Origin of the sequence: Mesorhizobium sp. B2-4-6, from assembly GCF_006442775.1 — a bacterium.
GTDB lineage: Bacteria > Pseudomonadota > Alphaproteobacteria > Rhizobiales > Rhizobiaceae > Mesorhizobium.
Genome location: NZ_VFVI01000004.1, coordinates 20,330 through 36,982, shown reverse-complemented (window position 1 = coordinate 36,982; position 16,653 = coordinate 20,330). Strand labels below are relative to the sequence as shown.

The 16,653-nt window shown below is 65.4% G+C and carries 15 protein-coding genes; 12 read left to right on the top strand and 3 right to left on the bottom strand.

Annotated elements, in window-relative coordinates; translation table 11 throughout:
- Positions 1 to 162 precede the first annotated feature (162 nt).
- Complete coding sequence (locus FJ957_RS13175; protein WP_246685848.1) at positions 163 to 831, bottom strand: L,D-transpeptidase; 669 nt, start codon at positions 829 to 831, stop codon at positions 163 to 165.
- A gap of 332 nt (positions 832 to 1,163) precedes the next feature.
- Between FJ957_RS13175 and FJ957_RS13170 the strand changes: the two genes are divergently transcribed.
- From FJ957_RS13170 to xylB, 3 genes are all read left to right on the top strand, one after another.
- Positions 1,164 to 1,787: a LysE family translocator gene (locus FJ957_RS13170; protein ID WP_140831957.1), complete on the top strand. Its 624-nt coding sequence runs from the start codon at positions 1,164 to 1,166 to the stop codon at positions 1,785 to 1,787.
- Between the two features lie 108 nt (positions 1,788 to 1,895).
- Positions 1,896 to 3,215: a tetratricopeptide repeat protein gene (locus FJ957_RS13165; RefSeq protein WP_181180571.1), complete on the top strand. Its 1,320-nt coding sequence runs from the start codon at positions 1,896 to 1,898 to the stop codon at positions 3,213 to 3,215.
- Between the two features lie 82 nt (positions 3,216 to 3,297).
- Positions 3,298 to 4,752, top strand: coding sequence for a xylulokinase (gene xylB, locus FJ957_RS13160; RefSeq protein ID WP_140831954.1), 1,455 nt, complete (start codon positions 3,298 to 3,300; stop codon positions 4,750 to 4,752).
- Positions 4,753 to 4,979: 227 nt separating this feature from the next.
- Here xylB and FJ957_RS13150 read toward each other — a convergent pair whose 3' ends face one another.
- On the bottom strand, positions 4,980 to 5,342 hold the full coding sequence (locus FJ957_RS13150) for a nuclear transport factor 2 family protein (protein WP_140831952.1): 363 nt from the start codon (positions 5,340 to 5,342) through the stop codon (positions 4,980 to 4,982).
- 113 nt (positions 5,343 to 5,455) lie between these two features.
- Here FJ957_RS13150 and xylA point away from each other — a divergent pair, with 113 nt between their 5' ends.
- Positions 5,456 to 6,781, top strand: a complete 1,326-nt coding sequence (gene xylA / locus FJ957_RS13145; protein WP_140831950.1) for a xylose isomerase — start codon at positions 5,456 to 5,458, stop codon at positions 6,779 to 6,781.
- A gap of 170 nt (positions 6,782 to 6,951) precedes the next feature.
- Positions 6,952 to 7,155, top strand: a complete 204-nt coding sequence (locus FJ957_RS13140; RefSeq protein ID WP_140702175.1) for a hypothetical protein — start codon at positions 6,952 to 6,954, stop codon at positions 7,153 to 7,155.
- Between the two features lie 123 nt (positions 7,156 to 7,278).
- Here FJ957_RS13140 and FJ957_RS13135 read toward each other — a convergent pair whose 3' ends face one another.
- Positions 7,279 to 8,259 carry a GlxA family transcriptional regulator gene (locus FJ957_RS13135; protein WP_140659951.1) on the bottom strand — a complete coding sequence of 327 codons (981 nt, stop codon included), beginning with the start codon at positions 8,257 to 8,259 and terminating at the stop codon, positions 7,279 to 7,281.
- Between the two features lie 131 nt (positions 8,260 to 8,390).
- Between FJ957_RS13135 and FJ957_RS13130 the strand changes: the two genes are divergently transcribed.
- The 7 genes from FJ957_RS13130 to FJ957_RS13095 all read left to right on the top strand — a co-directional run bounded on the left by FJ957_RS13130 (position 8,391) and on the right by FJ957_RS13095 (position 16,342).
- On the top strand, positions 8,391 to 9,314 hold the full coding sequence (locus FJ957_RS13130; RefSeq protein WP_140831948.1) for a 3-keto-5-aminohexanoate cleavage protein: 924 nt from the start codon (positions 8,391 to 8,393) through the stop codon (positions 9,312 to 9,314).
- Positions 9,315 to 9,328: 14 nt separating this feature from the next.
- A complete protein-coding gene (locus tag FJ957_RS13125) occupies positions 9,329 to 9,955 on the top strand; it encodes an HD domain-containing protein (protein WP_140831946.1) in 627 nt (208 codons plus the stop codon).
- A 5-nt stretch (positions 9,956 to 9,960) separates the two neighbouring features.
- Positions 9,961 to 11,109 carry a carnitine 3-dehydrogenase gene (locus FJ957_RS13120; protein ID WP_246685838.1) on the top strand — a complete coding sequence of 383 codons (1,149 nt, stop codon included), beginning with the start codon at positions 9,961 to 9,963 and terminating at the stop codon, positions 11,107 to 11,109.
- A gap of 4 nt (positions 11,110 to 11,113) precedes the next feature.
- Entirely contained in the window at positions 11,114 to 12,277 is a 1,164-nt protein-coding gene (locus FJ957_RS13115; protein ID WP_140702167.1) for an acyl-CoA dehydrogenase, read from the top strand.
- A 64-nt stretch (positions 12,278 to 12,341) separates the two neighbouring features.
- Complete coding sequence (locus FJ957_RS13110) at positions 12,342 to 14,420, top strand: acetate--CoA ligase family protein (RefSeq protein WP_140831944.1); 2,079 nt, start codon at positions 12,342 to 12,344, stop codon at positions 14,418 to 14,420.
- A complete protein-coding gene (locus tag FJ957_RS13105) occupies positions 14,413 to 15,195 on the top strand; it encodes a carnitinyl-CoA dehydratase (protein ID WP_140831942.1) in 783 nt (260 codons plus the stop codon). The genes FJ957_RS13110 and FJ957_RS13105 overlap by 8 nt, the downstream gene beginning before the upstream one ends.
- A gap of 214 nt (positions 15,196 to 15,409) precedes the next feature.
- Complete coding sequence (locus FJ957_RS13095; protein ID WP_140831939.1) at positions 15,410 to 16,342, top strand: alpha/beta hydrolase; 933 nt, start codon at positions 15,410 to 15,412, stop codon at positions 16,340 to 16,342.
- The last annotated feature ends 311 nt before the right edge of the window (positions 16,343 to 16,653 follow it).

Below are 16,653 nucleotides of genomic sequence, written 5' to 3'. Positions count from 1 at the left end.
TTTCTACTCCCGAGGCGAAGGTTTTCAGGGCACCTTCGCCTGTCTTGCCGCATCGCGCAACGGGGGAGTGGGAAGCATGATCCCGAAAAGTGGAAACCGGTTTTCGGAACGGATCATGCTCAAGCTGGAACAGAGGGCGGCCGGTCGGCCGCCCCGAAAAGATCAGACCACGACGACCGGGTTCTTCTTGGAAACCCGGCTGTAGAGATCGATGATGTCCTGGTTGATCAGGCGCACGCAGCCCGACGACATCGCCTGGCCGATGCTCCACCATTCGGGCGAACCGTGGATGCGGTAGCCGGTGTCCTTGCCGTTCTGGTAGATGTAGAGCGCGCGCGCCCCGAGCGGGTTGGTGAGGCCGCCGGGTTGGCCGCCCTGCCATTTCACCAGTTCCGGCTTGCGCTGGATCATTTCCGGCGGCGGCGTCCACACCGGCCATTCCTTGCCGTACTGGATGTTGGCGCGGCCGGACCAGCGGAAGCCGTCCTTGCCGATGCCGACGCCATAGCGGATAGCGTCGCCGCCCGGCTGGACGAGATAGAGCATGCGCTCCTGCAAGTGGACGACAATGGTGCCGGGCGCCTCGCCGGTCTTGTCGACGACGATCTGGCGGCGGAACTGCGGCTTGACCTTCTGCCAAGGCACCTCCGGCACCTGGAAACCGCCATCGGTGAGCGAGGCGTACATGACGTCGGGGCCGGTGATGTTCCTGTCGACGCTGATCGCCGGGCGCATGGGCGGCACGGAACCGGTGACGGTGTTGTCGAGCTGCATTTGCGGCAGGTCGAGCGTGTCGGTGGTGCTGCAGCCGGCCAGGCCGAGCAGCGCCATGGCGCCAGCGCCGGAAAGCACGGCGCGGCGGGAAAGCTGAATTTCAGTATCGATTGCGGCGCCGCTAGAAGGCGGCGTCAGACTTTGCGGCAACTCGCGCATGCACCAAACCCTAGGCTGCCGGCGGGAAGCACGGTCCGGCCGGATCGCAGGCATTTTCGCCACTCATGGTTGAAAAAGGGTGAAAGACCAGAAGCCGGGCTTAACCTTAACGAACCGTTGCGGCGACCGATGGGCCTGCGGCACGGGCGCCGAAGATTTGTCCAACGGCCCCTTTACATTCCCGGCGATCCCAGGATTTATCCTTTTCTTTGCGCTCAAGGAGCAGGGAAATGTCCTTCGAAAACTGGGCCGCCTTCGCCGCCGCCTCGTCCATACTTCTCGTCATTCCAGGCCCGACGATCCTGCTGGTCGTCTCCTACGCGCTGGGGCAAGGCTGGCGCACCGCGCTGCCTATGGCGGTGGGCGTGGCGCTGGGCGACTTCACCGCCATGACGCTGTCGATGCTCGGCATCGGCGCGCTACTCGCGGCTTCGGCCACGGTGTTCACCGTGCTCAAGGCGGTCGGCGCCGGCTATCTCATCTATCTCGGCATAAAACTGTTCCGCGCCGGCGGCGCGCTGAAGGCCGAGCCGCGCACCGACGCGGTCTCGGCGGCAAGGATGATGGCGCATGCCTGGCTGGTGACGGCGCTCAACCCGAAGAGCATCACCTTCTTCGTCGCCTTCCTGCCGCAGTTCCTCGACCGGCACGCCGACTTCTGGACGCAGATGCTGATCTTCGAGACGACCTTCCTGACCTTGGCTTTCGCCAACGCCTTCGGCTACGCGCTGATCGCATCCAGGGCCCGCGCGATCGTGCGCAACCCGAAGGCGATCCGCATCCTCAACCGCACCGGCGGCACCCTGCTGGTCGGCGCCGGCGTCGCCGCGGTGGCGATGCGCTCCAGCAGCTAGGCCTAGGGCAAAAGCGAGGCAGATCACATCTGCGCGGTTGGCGGGTTGGTGCGGGTTGCTCTAGGATCGGATCCCGACCGAAAAATCGTCGATAACGAGGACGTAATGATGAAGGACGCATTCGGGCTGGCTCACTCGGGCGCGACCGAAGCCGGTTTTTCGTCCTATGCCCGCGCCGTGCATGAGCTGCAGTGCTTCGTCGGCGACCCGGTCGCAGCAATCGACCGCGCCATCGCCGACGATCCCGGCTTCGTGATGGCGCATGTGTTCAAAGGCTATCTGTTCGGCCTTGCCACGGAGCGGGAGGCGATGGCCGTCGTGCGATCCTGTCATGCGGCGGCGCGGCCGCTTGCCGACACCACGCGCGAACAGGCGCATGTCGCGGCGCTCGGCCATCTCGCCAATGGCCACTGGCATGAAGCCGCGCGCATCCTCGAGGACATCGCGATCGATACTCCGCACGACGCGCTGGCGCTGCAGGTGGGGCATCAGATCGACTTCTTCACCGGCAATGCGCGCATGCTGCGCGACCGCATCGGCCGTGCGCTGCCGGCCTGGCAAAAAGCCATGCCGGGCTACCACGCCATTCTCGGCATGCAGGCCTTCGGGCTGGAGGAGATGGGCGACTATGCCCGCGCCGAATCCTTCGGCCGGCAGGCGGTGGAGATCGAACCGCGCGATGGCTGGGCGCAGCATGCGGTCGCGCATGTCATGGAGATGCAAAGCCGACAACGAGACGGCATTGCCTGGATGCGCGCCAATCCGGAGGCATGGACGAAGGAGAGCTTCCTCCAGATCCACAATTGGTGGCACCTGGCGCTGTTCCATTACGATCTCGGCGAAACCGACGAGGTGCTCAAGCTCTATGACGGGCCGATCTATGGCGACCGCTCGACATTGGCGCTCAACATGGTCGATGCCTCGGCGATCCTGTGGCGCCTCACCCTGGGCGGCGTCGATGTCGGCGACCGCTGGGCGGCGCTCGCCGCCAACTGGATCCCGAAAGCCGCCGCCGGCAATTACGCCTTCAACGACGCGCATGCGATGATGGCCTTTGTCGGCGCCGGACTGGAGGCGCCGGCCAAGACGCTGCTCGAGGCGCAGCGCGAAGCGATGCGCGGCAGCGACGACAACGCCGCCTTCACGCGCGATGTCGGACATCCGCTGACGCTTGCGATCAAGGCCTTCGGCGAAGGCAATCACGCCGAGGCAGCGCGCCTGATCCGGCCGATCCGCTCGATCGCGCATCGTTTCGGCGGCAGTCATGCGCAGCGCGACGTGATCGACCTGACGCTGATCGAGGCCGTCCTGCGCGCCGGCGACACGGCGCTCGCGCGGGCGTTGACCGCCGAGCGACAGCTGGCGCGGCCGGAAAGCCCGCTGTCGGCGCTGTTCATGCGGCGCGCCGCCGATTTGTCAGAGAATTGACCCGGGACGGATCTTGCCCTAAAAACTGGCCAAGCCAGATTTTTTCGAGATCCGAAAAAATTAACGGCATTGGGAGGAAATCATGTATCTCGGCCTCGACCTGGGCACATCGGGCGTCAAGGCGCTGCTGATCGACGACGGCCAGAAGGTCATCGGCTCCGGCCACGGATCGCTCGATGTCTCGCGGCCGCATCCGGGCTGGTCGGAACAGGATCCGGCGCATTGGATCGAGGCCTGCGAGGCGGCGATTGCCGAACTCAAGGCTTCGCATCCGAAAGAGCTGGCCGCGGTCAAGGGCATCGGCCTTTCCGGCCAGATGCATGGCGCCACCCTGCTCGATGCATCGGATAAGGTGCTGCGCCCCTGCATCCTGTGGAACGACACGCGCAGCCATGTCGAGGCGGCCGCGCTCGATGCCGATCCGCGCTTCCGCAAGCTCACCGGCAACATCGTTTTCCCGGGCTTCACCGCGCCGAAACTTGCCTGGGTGAAGGAACACGAAGCCAAGATCTTCGCCGCCGTCGCCAAGGTGCTGCTGCCCAAGGATTATCTGCGGCTCTGGCTGACTGGCGAGCATATATCCGAAATGTCGGATTCGGCCGGCACCTCGTGGCTCGATGTCGGCAAGCGCAGTTGGTCGGCCGAATTGCTGGCGGCGACGTCGCTCGACGAAAAGCACATGCCCTCGCTGGTCGAAGGCACCGCCAAGGCCGGCGGGCTGCGCGGCGAACTGGCCGCAAAATGGGGCGTCGCGGCGGGCATCCCGATTGCCGGCGGCGCCGGCGACAACGCGGCCTCGGCCTGCGGCATGGGCACGGTCGGCGCCGGGCATGCTTTCGTGTCGCTCGGCACGTCGGGCGTGTTGTTTGCGGCGAACGCCTCCTATTTGCCCAACCCGGAAAGCGCGGTGCACACTTTCTGCCATGCGCTGCCCAATACATGGCACCAGATGGGCGTCATCCTGTCGGCCACCGATTCGCTCAACTGGCTATCGGAAATCACCGGAAAGGGCGCCGGCGACCTGACGCGTGAACTCGGCGATGCGCTGAAGGCGCCGACGGGTGTCACCTTCCTGCCCTATCTTTCGGGCGAGCGCACGCCGCACAATGATTCCGCCATCCGCGGCTCCTTCACCGGGCTCGCGCATGAATCGAGCCGCGCGGTGCTGACGCAGGCGGTGCTCGAAGGCGTCGCCTTCGCTTTCCGCGACAGTCTCGAGGCCCTGAAGAAGGCCGGCACGGAGCTGACCCGGGTGACCGCGATCGGCGGCGGCTCGCGCTCGCGCTATTGGCTGAAGGCGATCGCCACCGCGCTGCAGGTGCCGGTCGATATTCCCGCCGATGGCGATTTCGGCGCCGCCTTCGGCGCGGCACGGCTGGGGTTGATCGCCGCGACAGGCGCTGATCCGTTGGCCGTGTGCACAGCGCCGGCAACGGATGCGACGATCGAGCCGGATGCTGGGCTTGGTGGGGCTTATGCTGATGCCTATCAGCGCTATCGCGCGCTCTATCCGGCGATCCGGGCTGTAACCGCGTGAGCAGGCGCGAGGCACCTAGTAGTTGCATGGGTAGGCGCGAGGCACCCCCCTCTGCCCTGCCGCGCATCTCCCCCGCAAGGGGGGAGATCAGCAGCTTCAGCGCCACTGCACTTTTTTCAACGCTTGCGATTGGCGAAGGCCTGCGTGACAGCCAATCTCCCCCCTTGCGGGGGAGATGCGCGGCAGGCCAGAGGGGGGTGCCTCGCACCGCTCCTCCGAAATTAGCCTCACTGCGCCGGCACCTTATCCAAAAACCCGGTGACGCTCTTCAGGCGGCCATCCTCGATAACGCCGATGTCGGTGCCTTCGATGACGGGTTCCGCGCCCTCCGGTCCCAGATTCCACGAGAAACGGATGCGGTCGGCGAAACCGTCCGGCTCGCCTTTCAGCGAGAAGCGGAAGCCGGCAAAGCGCTGCTGCACGCCGTCGATCAGTGCCGCGACGCCAGCATGGCCGTCGCCCCGCATGACCGGGTCGCGATAGCTGACATCCTTGGTGAAGGCCGCGTCGAGCAGCGCCTTGCGGCGGGCCGCATCGCTCTCGTTCCAGGCGGCGATGTAGTTCCGGGCGATCGTGTTGAGGTCGGTCATGGTCATCATCCTTCGTTGGATCGTTTCGACATGACGCTTTTCGCGCCCCGCGGACGCCAAACCAATTACGCCTGAGGTAATCGGGCGAAACCATCTCGGAGAGGAAGGAAACCATGAGCAGCGGATTTTTCGGCGACATCAAGACAATCAAATATGAAGGGCCGGATTCGACCAATCCGCTGGCCTATCGCTATTACAACCCCGATGAGGTGGTGGCCGGCAAGCGGCTGGAGGACCATCTGCGCTTCGCCGTCGCGTATTGGCATTCTTTCGCATGGCCGGGCGGCGACCCCTTTGGCGGCCAGACCTTCGACCGCCCTTGGTTCGCCAAGCCGGGCGGCGTCGACACGATGGAACTGGCCAAGCTCAAGGCCGACGTCGCCTTCGAGATGTTCTCGCTGCTCGGCGCGCCCTATTTCTGCTTCCATGACGCCGACGTGCGCCCGGAAGGCAAGGATTTTTCGGAGAGCGCCGCCCGCCTCGACGAGATCACCGACTATTTTGCCGGCAAGATGAAAGAGACCGGCGTCAAGCTGCTCTGGGGCACGGCGAACCTCTTCTCCAACCGCCGCTTCATGTCGGGTGCCGCCACCAATCCCGATCCGGACGTATTCGCCTATGCGGCGGCGGCGGTGAAGAAATGCATCGACGTCACCAAGAAGCTCAAGGGCGAGAATTATGTGCTGTGGGGCGGGCGCGAGGGCTACGAGACGCTGCTCAACACCGACCTTGCCCGCGAGCAGGAGCAGGCCGGACGCTTCCTTAACCTCGTCGTCGACTACAAGCACAAGATCGGCTTCAAGGGCACGATCCTGATCGAGCCGAAGCCGCAGGAGCCGACCAAGCACCAGTATGATTACGACGTCGCCACGGTGTACGGCTTCCTCAAACGCTTCGGGCTGGAGAAGGAAGTAAAGCTCAACATCGAGCAGGGCCACGCGATCCTCGCCGGCCATTCCTTCGAGCATGAGCTGGCCCTGGCCAATGCGCTTGGCATCTTCGGCTCGATCGACATGAACCGCAACGACTACCAGTCGGGGTGGGACACCGACCAGTTCCCCAACAACGTGCCGGAAATGGCTTTGGCCTATTACCAGGTGCTGCAGGGCGGCGGCTTCAAGACCGGCGGCACCAATTTCGACGCCAAGCTCAGGCGTCAGTCGCTCGACCCGGACGATCTCCTGATCGGCCATATCGGCGGCATGGATGCTTGCGCGCGCGGCCTGAAGGCCGCAGCCAGGATGGTCGAGGACAAGGCGCTGTCCGGTCCGCTCGCGGAACGCTATGCCGGCTGGAACACAGCCGAAGGCAAAGCGATGCTGTCCGGCAAGCGCACGCTGGAAGAGATCGCCGAACGCGTGGTGAAGAAGAAGATCGAGCCGCAGCCGCGCTCCGGTCGCCAGGAACTGCTGGAGAACATCGTCAACCGCTACGTCTGATCGCTCAGGCGGGATGCCGACCGTATAGCATTCGCGCGGGGCAGAACTTCACGACAAGGTTTTGCCCCGAGCCGCCCCTTAATCGCCCCGCTCTTGCCTTCAAACAGCCGTCACGGAACTCGTATAAACGTGGCTCCTGTGGCGGGTGAAGAAGAAGGAGGCGAACCGATATGCAGCATGAACGCGAAATCGACGCCCTGCTCTCGTCCGGCGAAACCGGATCGATCATCGACCGGCTGATGGCATTGCCGCGGCCGACGAACGACGTGAAGACCGAATGGGATCGCGCCGTCAGCAACCGCTTCGAAATCCGTCTTGCGAGACAGATGCGCTCGCAGATGGACAGCGCCAGCGACCGGCAGACCGCCGCTTGAGCGACCGGCAGACCGCCGCTTGAGCGACCGGCAGACCGCCACTTGAGCGAGCGGCAGACCGCCGCATAGCGAGCGGAAGCGGCAAGCCGCCGCCTTAGCGAGCGGAAGGCCGCCTCCTTAGCCCTACCCTCGGCGAAGCCTGACCGGCGCCTCGCCGAACGCTCTCGAAAATGCCCTGGAAAATGCCGCGGCGGACGAAAAGCCTGTACGCCCAGCGATATCGGCCATGGCAATGCGCGTGTCGACGACGAGGCGGCGGGCGGCGCTGAGGCGCAGCCTCAGATAATAAGCGCCCGGCGTCTCGCCGATCGATTTGCGAAAAATGCTTTCCAGCGTTCTTGCCGTCACGCCGGCGCGCCTGGCCACGGCGTCGATGGTGAGCGGCTGGTCGACATGCGCTTCCATAAGGCGGATCGCCTGGGCAAGCCGCGGGTCGTAGCCGTCGAGCCGGCCGAGCGATACCAGCGGCTGCGCGTCGGTCGCGGCGCGGGCTTGGTCGTAGATGAAGACGCTCGCCACATCGAGCGCGGCGGCCATGCCGAGCCGGGTGCGGACCAGATGCAGCATCAGGTCGAAGGTCGGCGAGGCGCCGCCCGAGGTGAAGACCGGCCCGTCGATGACATAGCGGTCCGGCCGCACGTCGACGCCGGGAAAGGCGGTCGAAAACTCCTCCATGTCCTCCCAATGCGTGGTGGCGCTGCGGCCCTCGAGCAGGCCGGCGCGCGCCACCAGCCAGGTGCCGGCCTCGACGCCGCCGCAGGCGCGGGCCGCCCGCGCCGCCCTGCGCAGGCCGGCAAGCAATGCCGAGGTGGCGTAATTCTGGGTGCCGAAGCCGGCGACGACGACCAGCATGTCGGTCGGCTCGGCCGCGTCGAAGCGGCCGCTGACGGCAACCGGCAGGCCGCAAGTGGTCACCGGCGCCTCGCCGGTGACCGAGACCAGCTTGAAATCGAACAGCGTCTCGCCCGAGATGCGGTTGGCGGCGCGCAACGGATCGACCGCCGAGGCGACGCACATGATCGATGAGCCCGAGAACACCAGGAACGTCACCTTGAGTGGCTCGCGTTCGGATCGAAAGATGGTCGGTTTTTCGCTTTTGATCATGAGACCTTCGTAAAACGCAAAACAGTTTCCGGCAAGTCGGGCATTCTTGATGAATTCCTGTGCATGCCGTGCCATTGTCGGCTCCCGCTTTTGGGTGGCATGCATGGCCGATCGAATCTGGGAGGATCAAGATGCCGCTTGCGATGAACCGCGAGGTCTTCATTACCTGTGCCGTGACCGGTTCCGGCGGCACGCAGGACCGCAGCCCGCACGTGCCGCGTTCGCCCAAGCAGATCGCCGATTCGGCGATCGACGCGGCCAAGGCAGGTGCTGCGATCGTCCATTGCCATGTGCGCGACCCCGAGACCGGCAAGCCCAGGCGCGACGTGCATCTCTACCGCGAGGTGACGGAGCGCATCCGCGAGGCCAATGTCGACGTGGTGCTGAACCTGACCGCCGGCATGGGCGGCGACATGGTGTTCGGCTCGCCGGAAGCGCCGCTGCCGCTCAACGAGAAGGGCACCGACATGGGCGGCGCCACCAACCGCATGGAACATGTGCGTCAGTGCCTGCCGGAGATCTGCACGCTGGACTGCGGCACGATGAATTTCGCCGAGGCCGACTACGTCATGACCAACACGCCCGGCATGCTGCGCGCCATGGGCGGCATGATGACGGCGCTGGGCGTTAAGCCGGAGATCGAGGCCTTCGATACCGGGCATCTGTGGTTCGCCAAGCAGTTGGTCGAGGAAAAAGTCCTCGACCCGGATGCGCTGGTGCAGCTGTGCATGGGCGTGCCGTGGGGCGCGCCCGACGACCTCAACACCTTCATGGCGATGGTCAACAACGTGCCCTCGACCTGGAACTGGTCGGCCTTCTCGATCGGCCGCAACCAGATGGCCTATGCGGCGGCGGCGGTGCTCGCCGGCGGCAATGTCCGCGTCGGCCTGGAAGACAATCTGTGGCTCGACAAGGGCGTTCTGGCGACCAACGCGCAGCTCGTCGAACGCGCGGCGAGCATCGTCACCAATCTCGGCGCGCGCGTGCTCGGGCCTGAGGAAGTGCGCAAGAAGCTCAATCTCACCAAGCGGGCACCGATCGCGGCCGCGGCGTAAGGCGGGCGTTGGTCATGGCTGATACCGTCAAATTCACCGCGATGAAGGACGGCGACAAGGAAGACTACGAATTCCTGACCGCCCATGAGATCGACTATGCCGCCAGGACCGGCGACCGGCTGCTCGACGCGCTCGTGCAGCTCGACGAAGGGCTTTCCGGTTACAAGATCACCCGGCTCGGCCATTCGCTGCAGGCCGCGACGCGGGCCTGGCAGGACGGCGCCGACACCGACTGGATCGTCTGCGCGCTGCTGCACGACATTGGCGACATCTACGCGCCCTACAACCACGACGAATATGCGGCTGCGATCCTGAAGCCCTTCGTGCGCGAGCAATGCACCTGGGTGGTGGAAAAGCACGGCGACTTCCAACGGCTCTATTACGCACATCACCTTGGCGGCAACCGGCATGCCCGCGACCGCTTCGCCGGACACCTCTATTTCGACGACTGCGACCGGTTCTGCGAGCGCTGGGACCAGTCGAGCTTCGACCCCGACTACGAGACGCTGCCGGTCGAGTTCTTCCGCCCCTTCGTGCTCGAAGTCTTCGCCCGCAAGGCCTACGATCCGGCGGTGATCCGCGCCGGCGAGCGTGTGGCCCTCACCAACCCCGATACAGCCAAGACGAGAACCGGAGCCTGACAAGCATGAGCATCATCAACAAGGCGGCCGCCATCGGCGGCGGTGTCATCGGCGCCGGCTGGGTGGCGCGGCTGCTCTTGAACGGCATCGACGTGTCGATCTTCGATCCCGATCCGGAAGCGTCGCGTAAAGTGGGCGAGGTGATGAAGGGCGCGCGCCGCGCCTACAGGCAGATGCTGCCCGGCGGCCTGCCCAAGGAAGGCAAGCTGACCTTCGCCAAGACCATCGCCGAGGCCGTGGCCGATGCCGACTTCATCCAGGAAAGCGTGCCGGAGCGGCTCGATCTCAAGCACAAGGTGCTGGCCGAGATCGACGCGCATGCGCCGGCCAACGCCATCGTCGGCTCGTCGACCTCCGGCATCAAGCCGACCGACATGCAGGTGGCGATGAAGAAGCACCCGGAGCGGCTGGTGGTCGGCCATCCGTTCAACCCGGTCTATCTGTTGCCGCTGGTCGAGATCGTCGGCGGCGAGCAGACCTTTCCGGAGGCGATCGAGGTCGCCAAGGAGCTCTACGCCTCGATCGGCATGAAGCCGGTGGTGGTGCGCAAGGAGATCGAGGCCTTTGTCGGCGACCGCCTGCTTGAAGCCGCCTGGCGCGAGGCGCTTTGGCTGGTCAAGGACGGCATCTGCACCGTCGAGGAACTCGACGACATCATGCGCTATTCCTTCGGCCTGCGCTGGGCGCAGATGGGCATGTTCCAGGTATACCGGGTCGCCGGCGGCGAGGCCGGCATGCGCCACTTCATGGCGCAGTTCGGACCTTGCCTGAAATGGCCGTGGACCAAGCTGATGGACGTGCCGGAGTTCAACGACGAGCTGGTCGAGCTGATCGCCACGCAGTCGGACGAGCAGGCGCATGGCCTGTCGATCCGCGAGCTGGAGAAAATCCGCGACGACAATCTGGTCGCGATCATGGAAGCGCTGTCGAAACAGAACAAGGGCAAGGGTTGGGGCGCCGGCGCGCTGCACAAGGATTATACAAAGCAGCTCGCCAAGCTGGCGGCGAAGAAGGCCCCAGCCGGGGCCATCGCAAAGGCCAAGGCGACAAAGCCGGCGAAGAAAGCCGCGAAGCCGGCAAAGGCTGAAAAGCCGACAAAAGCCGGGAAGCCCGCAAAGGCCGACAAGGCGAAGAAGAGCAAGAAGAAGGGCTGAGGCGATGCATTTCGGTCTTTCGGAAGAACAGAAGCTTATCGTCGAGACGACGCGGGCCTTCGTCGAGAACGAGCTTTATCCGCATGAGCGCGAGGTGGAGCGCACCGGCGTGCTGCGCCGCGAGCTGATCGACGAATTGAAGGCCAAGGCGATCGGGGCCGGGCTCTATGCCGCCAACATGCCGGCCGATGTCGGCGGCGCGGGCTTGGACACGGTAAGCTGGCTGCTCTACGAGAAGGAGCTCGGCCGCGCCAACTACGCGCTGCACTGGACCTGCGTGGCGCGGCCCTCCAACATCCTGCTCGCCGGCACGCCGGAGCAGCGCGAGAAATACCTCTTCCCCTGCATTCGCGGCGAGAAATGGGACTGCTTGGCGATGACCGAGCCGGGCGCCGGCTCCGACCTGCGCGGCATGAAGGCGACCGCGGTGCAGGACGGCTCGGACTGGGTGCTCAACGGCACCAAGCATTTCATCTCGCATGCCGACATCGCCGACTTCGCCATCGTCTTCATGGCCTCGGGCGAAGAGGATTCGCCGCGCGGCAAGCGCAAGAAGATCACCGCCTTCTTCGTCGACAAGGGCACCAAGGGTTTTTCGGTGCGCGACGGCTATCGTAACGTCTCGCATCGCGGCTACACCAATTCGATCCTCGAATTCGACGATTGCCGGCTGCCGGCTTCCCAAGTGCTCGGCGAGGTGCACAAGGGTTTCGACGTCGCGAATTCGTGGCTGGGGGCCACGCGCCTGCAGGTCGGCGCAACCTGCCTCGGCCGCGCCGAGCGCGCGCTGTCGCACGCCATCGAATATGCCGCGCAGCGCCAGCAGTTCGGCCAGCAGATCGGCAAGTTCCAGGGTGTCTCCTTCAAGCTCGCCGACATGGCGACGGAGCTAAAGGCGGCCGACCTGATGGTCTTCGAAGCCGGCTGGAAGTACGATCAGGGCACCGTCACCGACCAGGACATGGCGATGGCCAAGCTGAAGGCCACCGAGATGCTAGCCTTTGTCGCCGACGAAGCCATCCAGATCCATGGCGGCATGGGTCTGATGGACGACCTGCCGCTGGAGCGCATCTGGCGCGATGCCCGCGTCGAGCGCATCTGGGAAGGCACGTCGGAGATTCAGCGACATATTATTTCGCGGGCGCTGCTGCGTCCGTTCGGAGCTTAGAGCATGATTACCCCAAACCGGGAACGGTTTTGGGGAAAGATCGCGCTCAAACGAAAAGATGGCCATGCATAAACTCGAACGTCTCCTGCGCCCGAAATCGATCGCCGTGTTCGGCGGGGCGCAGGCCGCCGCCGTCGTGGCGCAATCGATCAAGATGGGATTTGCCGGCGAAATCTGGCCGGTGCATCCGACCAAGGACGAGGTCGCCGGCCGCAAGGCCTACCGCTCCGTCGCCGACCTGCCCGGCGCGCCGGACGCCGCCTTCGTCGGCGTCAACCGGCATCTCACCATCGAGGTGATCAAGGCGCTGGCCGAGCGCGGCGCCGGCGGCGCCGTCTGCTTCGCTGCCGGCTTCCTCGAGACCGAAGCCTATGACGAGGACGGCGAGCGGCTGCAGGCCGAGCTCGTTGCCGCCGCCGGCCGGATGCCGATCATCGGCCCGAACTGCTATGGCCTGATCAACTATGCCGACGGCGCGTTGTTGTGGCCCGACCAGCATGGCGGCATCCGCCTGGCCGAGGGCGGCAAGGGCGTCGCCATCATCACCCAGTCGTCCAACATCGCCATCAACATGACGATGCAGAAGCGTGGCCTGCCGATCGCCTTCCTGATGACGGCTGGCAACCAGGCGCAGACCGGCCTGTCGGAAATGGCGCTCGGCCTGATCGAGGACGAGCGCGTCACCTCGCTCGGCCTGCATATCGAGGCTTTCGACTCGGTAGCCGGCTTCGAAAAGCTGGCGGCGCGCGCCCGCGAGCTGGAGAAGCCGATCATCGCCATGAAGGTCGGCCGCTCGGAGCAGGCGCGGCAGGCGACCGTCTCGCATACCGCCTCGCTGGCCGGCTCGGACGCCGCATCCGGCGCGTTCCTGAAGCGGCTCGGCATTGCGCGTGTCGATTCCATCCCGGCCTTCATCGAGGCGCTGAAGCTGCTGCACATCACCGGGCCGCTGCCCGGCTACAAGCTGTCCTCGATGAGCTGCTCAGGCGGCGAGGCTTCCGTGATGGCCGACAGCGCCGAGGGGCGCTGGGTGCATTTCCCGGCCCTGGCGGCCGAGCACCGTGCCCATGTCAAATCGACGCTCGGACCGCTGGTCGCGGTCGCCAATCCGCTCGACTACCACACCTTCATCTGGAACAACGAGCCGGCGATGACGGCCACCTTCACCGCCATGGTGTCGGGCGGTTTCGACCTCAACATGCTGGTGCTGGACTTCCCGCGCCCCGACCGTTGCTCGGACGTCGACTGGTGGGCGACGCTGCGCGCCTTCGAGGCGGCGCTGAAGACCAACAAGGCGCAAGGCGCGATCGTCTCGTCGCTGCCGGAAAACCTGCCGGAGGAATACACCGCCGGGCTGATGGCGCGCGGCATGGTGCCGTTGTTCGGCATTTCGGAGGCCATGGACGCCGCGCAGGCCGCCGCCTTCATCGGCTGGGCATGGCGCGAGCCGCAGGCGCAGCCGGTCGACACCACGGCGGCGGGCGCGTCGGAAGCCAGACACGTGACGCCGGACGAGGCCGAAGCCAAGGAAAGGCTGATCAAGGCCGGCCTGCCGGTGCCGAAGGGCGAACGCGCTTCCAACGCGGTCGAGGCGGTGATCTCGTCGATGACGCTGGGCTTCCCGGTGGCGCTGAAGGCGCTCGGCGTCACGCACAAGTCGGAAGTCGGCGCCGTCAGGCTGAACCTCAAGGACGCCGAGTCCGTCAGCGCCGCCGCGCATGACCTTCTGCCGCTCGGCACCGGGCTCTATGCCGAGCGCATGGTGCGCGACGGCGTCGCCGAGCTGATCGTCGGCTTCACCCGCGATCCGATGTTCGGCGTGGTGATGACGCTCGGCACGGGCGGCGTGCTGGTCGAGCTTCTGCGCGACAGCGTGACCCTGATGCTGCCGGCGACGCGCGACGACATCGAGGCGGCGCTGCGCGGATTGAAGCTCTATCCGCTCCTCGAAGGCTATCGCGGCCGGCCGAAGGCCGATGTCCAGGCGGCCATCGACGCCATCGCCGGCATTGCCGACTTCGTCCAGAAGAACGAAGGCGAGATCGAGGAACTCGACATCAACCCGCTGATCGTCTGCGCCGAAGGCAAAGGCGCCTGGATCGCGGATGCCCTGCTGGTGCTTGGAGAAAAGAAGAATGGCTGAAATCATTACGACCCGCCGCGAGGGCACGATCCTCGAGGTCACGCTCGACCGGCCGAAGGCCAACGCCATCGACCTGAAGACATCGCGGCTGATGGGCGAGACCTTCAGGGCGTTCCGGGACGATCCCGACCTGCGCGTCGCGATCGTCAAGACCGCAGGCGACAAGTTCTTCAGCGCCGGCTGGGACCTGAAGGCGGCCGCCGCCGGCGACGCGGTCGACGGCGATTACGGCGTCGGCGGTTTTGCCGGGCTGCAGGAGTTGCGCGACCTCAACAAGCCGGTGATCGCCTGCGTCAACGGCATGGCGGTGGGCGGCGGCTTCGAACTGGCGCTGTCCTGCGACCTGATCTACGCCTCGGACCATTCCTCCTTCGCGCTGCCGGAGATCCGTGCGGGCACGCTGGCCGACGCAGCCACCATCAAGCTGCCGAAGCGCATCCCCTACCACATCGCCATGGACCTCCTGTTCACCGGCCGCTGGATGGATGTCGCCGAGGCGCATCGCTGGGGCCTGGTCAACGAAGTGCTGCCCAAGGACAAGCTCGAAGAGCGCGTCTGGGAGATCGCAAGGCTCTTGGCCAGCGGCCCGCCGCTGGTGTTCGCCTCGATCAAGGAGACGGCGCGCGTGGCCGAGGCGCTGACCTTCCAGGACGCGATGAACAAGGTGACACGCCGGCAGTTGCCGACGGTTGACGCGCTCTATGGCTCCGAAGACAATATGGAGGGGTTCCGGGCGTTCGCGGAAAAGCGCGACCCGGTTTGGAAGGGACGATAACGTCAAAGATGACGGCGCGAGGCACCCCCCTCTGCCCTGCCGGGCATCTCCCCCGCAAGGGGGGAGATTGGGTGTCGCGAAGACTTTCGCCAATCGCCAACATTGCAAGGAGACGCGAGGGCTTGAAGCTGCCAATCTCCCCTCTTGAGGGGGAGATGTCCCGCAGGACAGAGAGGGGGGCCTGGGCGCCATCACCGAAAGTTGGTCGTCTCACATGACCGACTACAAAACCCTAATCGATGCCGAGACCTGGGCCTTCATCGAGAAGACCAATTCCTATTATCCGCCGGACACGATCGACTACACGATCATCCAGCAGCGTGCGATCTATGACCGGATGTGCCGGGAGTTCTTTGCCGACTATCCGCAAGGCGTGACCGCCGAGACGACAAGCATCGCCAACAGCATACCGATCCGCATCTATCGCAACGCCACGCCGAACAATGCCGCCATGGTGCTCTATCTCCATGGCGGCGGCTTCATTCTCGGCGGGCTGGACAGCCATGACGACGTCTGCGCCGAGCTTTGCGCCCGCAGCGGCTTCGAGGTGGCCTCGGTCGATTACCGGCTGGCGCCGGAAAATCTGCATCCGGCCGCCTTCGACGACGCCATGGACGCTTTCGAATGGGCCGCCAGGACCTATGACCGCCCTGTCGTGCTTTGCGGCGACAGCGCCGGCGGCAATCTCTGCGCGGCGACAGCGCATGCGACGCGCGGCCATGCGAAGAAGCCGACCGGCCAGATGCTGATCTATCCCGGCCTTGGCGGCGACCATTCGCGCGGCTCCTACGTCACCCATGCCGAGGCGCCTATGCTGACGGTGCGCGACCTCGATTTCTACAAGCATATCCGCACCGGCGGCGTGGACCGGACCGGCGATATCACGCTCTACCCGCTCGCCGACGCCGATTTCGCCAATTTGCCGCCGACGGTGCTGATCACCGCCCAGTGCGACCCGCTGTCTTCCGACGGCGAGGCCTATCGCGACCGCATCGTCGCGGCCGGCGGACGCGCCACCTGGTTCGAGGAGCCTGGCCTTGTGCACGGCTATCTCCGAGCCCGGCACATGGTCGGCCGGGCACGGACGAGCTTCACCCGCATTGTCGAGGCGGTATCGGCGCTCGGCCGGGGCAGCTGGATCTGGTAACGCCCCGGCGGCCCGGGAACGCTTTCCGCTCCGCCATCCGCAAATGAACCTTTCCCTGCCTGACAGCGACTGATGGCCAGGCGCCGCAATGTTGCGGCCCGGAAAGGGAAAGCCCCATGACCAGAAACCCAGAGACTCCGCGGTCTCCGGGAACAACGGGAGTCCAGCGCGATCACCGCCCTCGGGAAGGGGTCGACGCGCTGGGCTTTCGGCTGATTCCGTTGACCATGCATAGGCGCAGGCGTATCCTCACCAGGAGGAAAGCAGACAATTCGATCGGGGAAGAACGTGCCGCAACGCCGCGCCTTGCC